Genomic DNA, 2,865 nt, shown 5'->3' on the forward strand with positions numbered 1-2,865 from the left:
AGGTGATATGAACCGCTACAGCCGTCGATGTCCGAATGGGGAAACCCGGTGCACTCAGTGCATCATTGCAGCATGAATACATAGTGCTGCAAGGCGAACCGGGGGAACTGAAACATCTAAGTACCCCGAGGAAAAGAAATCAACCGAGATTCCCCCAGTAGCGGCGAGCGAACGGGGAGCAGCCCAGAGCCTGAATCAGCATGTGTGTTAGTGGAAGCGTCTGGAAAGTCGCAGGGTACAGGGTGATACTCCCGTACACAAAAGCACACGTGCTGTGAGCTCGATGAGTAAGGCGGGACACGTGGTATCCTGTCTGAATATGGGGGGACCATCCTCCAAGGCTAAATACTCCTGACTGACCGATAGTGAACCAGTACCGTGAGGGAAAGGCGAAAAGAACCCCGGCGAGGGGAGTGAAACAGAACCTGAAACCGTGTACGTACAAGCAGTGGGAGCCTTCTTTATGGGGGTGACTGCGTACCTTTTGTATAATGGGTCAGCGACTTATATTCTGTAGCAAGGTTAACCGTATAGGGGAGCCGCAGGGAAACCGAGTCTTAACTGGGCGTTAAGTTGCAGGGTATAGACCCGAAACCCGGTGATCTAGCCATGGGCAGGTTGAAGGTTGGGTAACACTAACTGGAGGACCGAACCGACTAATGTTGAAAAATTAGCGGATGACCTGTGGCTGGGGGTGAAAGGCCAATCAAACCGGGAGATAGCTGGTTCTCCCCGAAAGCTATTTAGGTAGCGCCTCGTGAACTCATCTCCGGGGGTAGAGCACTGTTTCGGCTAGGGGGCCATCCCGGCTTACCAACCCGATGCAAACTGCGAATACCGGAGAATGTTATCACGGGAGACACACGGCGGGTGCTAACGTCCGTCGTGAAGAGGGAAACAACCCAGACCGCCAGCTAAGGTCCCAAAGTCATGGTTAAGTGGGAAACGATGTGGGAAGGCACAGACAGCCAGGATGTTGGCTTAGAAGCAGCCATCATTTAAAGAAAGCGTAATAGCTCACTGGTCGAGTCGGCCTGCGCGGAAGATGTAACGGGGCTAAACCATGCACCGAAGCTGCGGCAGCGACGCTATGCGTTGCTGGGTAGGGGAGCGTTCTGTAAGCCGCTGAAGGTGTGCTGTGAGGCATGCTGGAGGTATCAGAAGTGCGAATGCTGACATAAGTAACGATAAAGCGGGTGAAAAGCCCGCTCGCCGGAAGACCAAGGGTTCCTGTTCAACGTTAATCGGAGCAGGGTGAGTCGACCCCTAAGGCGAGGCCGAAAGGCGTAGTCGATGGGAAACAGGTTAATATTCCTGTACTCGGTGTTACTGCGAAGGGGGGACGGAGAAGGCTATATCAGCCGGGCGACGGTTGTCCCGGTTTAAGCGTGTAGGTGTGTGCTCCAGGCAAATCCGGTGCACTTTAACACTGAGGCGTGACGACGAGGCACTACGGTGCTGAAGTGATAAATGCCCAGCTTCCAGGAAAAGCCTCTAAGCATCAGGTAACACAGAATCGTACCCCAAACCGACACAGGTGGTCAGGTAGAGAATACCAAGGCGCTTGAGAGAACTCGGGTGAAGGAACTAGGCAAAATGGTGCCGTAACTTCGGGAGAAGGCACGCTGGCGCGTAGGTGAAGGGACTTGCTCCCGGAGCTGAAGCCAGTCGAAGATACCAGCTGGCTGCAACTGTTTATTAAAAACACAGCACTGTGCAAACACGAAAGTGGACGTATACGGTGTGACGCCTGCCCGGTGCCGGAAGGTTAATTGATGGGGTTATCCGTAAGGAGAAGCTCCTGATCGAAGCCCCGGTAAACGGCGGCCGTAACTATAACGGTCCTAAGGTAGCGAAATTCCTTGTCGGGTAAGTTCCGACCTGCACGAATGGCGTAATGATGGCCAGGCTGTCTCCACCCGAGACTCAGTGAAATTGAACTCGCTGTGAAGATGCAGTGTACCCGCGGCAAGACGGAAAGACCCCGTGAACCTTTACTACAGCTTGACACTGAACATTGAGCCTTGATGTGTAGGATAGGTGGGAGGCTTTGAAGCGCGGACGCCAGTCTGCGTGGAGCCAACCTTGAAATACCACCCTTTAATGTTTGATGTTCTAACGTAGGCCCGTAATCCGGGCTGCGGACAGTGTCTGGTGGGTAGTTTGACTGGGGCGGTCTCCTCCTAAAGAGTAACGGAGGAGCACGAAGGTCAGCTAATCACGGTCGGACATCGTGAGGTTAGTGCAATGGCATAAGCTGGCTTGACTGCGAGAGTGACGGCTCGGGCAGGTGCGAAAGCAGGTCATAGTGATCCGGTGGTTCTGAATGGAAGGGCCATCGCTCAACGGATAAAAGGTACTCCGGGGATAACAGGCTGATACCGCCCAAGAGTTCATATCGACGGCGGTGTTTGGCACCTCGATGTCGGCTCATCACATCCTGGGGCTGAAGTAGGTCCCAAGGGTACGGCTGTTCGCCGTTTAAAGTGGTACGCGAGCTGGGTTTAGAACGTCGTGAGACAGTTCGGTCCCTATCTGCCGTGGGCGCTGGAGAATTGAGGGGGGTTGCTCCTAGTACGAGAGGACCGGAGTGAACGCACCGCTGGTGTTCGGGTTGTCATGCCAATGGCATTGCCCGGTAGCTAAGTGCGGAAAAGATAAGTGCTGAAAGCATCTAAGCACGAAACTTGCCCCGAGATGAGTTCTCCCTGACTCCCAGAGAGTCCTGAAGGGACGTTGAAGACGACGACGTTGATAGGCCGGGTGTGTAAGCGCAGCGATGCGTTGAGCTAACCGGTACTAATGACCCGTGAGGCTTAACCTTACAACGCCAGAGGCGTTTTTGAGAGACACGATTTTCAGCTT

The 2,865-nt window shown here is 54.0% G+C and carries 1 rRNA gene; it reads left to right on the forward strand.

From position 1 onward, the window contains the following. Window positions 1-2,824, forward strand: a 23S ribosomal RNA gene (locus tag QSK07_RS22540); the annotation flags it as partial. Window positions 2,825-2,865: the final 41 nt, after the last annotated feature.

The sequence above is a fragment of the Pantoea sp. QMID4 genome (assembly GCF_030270445.1).
In the GTDB taxonomy this organism is placed as follows: domain Bacteria; phylum Pseudomonadota; class Gammaproteobacteria; order Enterobacterales; family Enterobacteriaceae; genus Pantoea; species Pantoea vagans.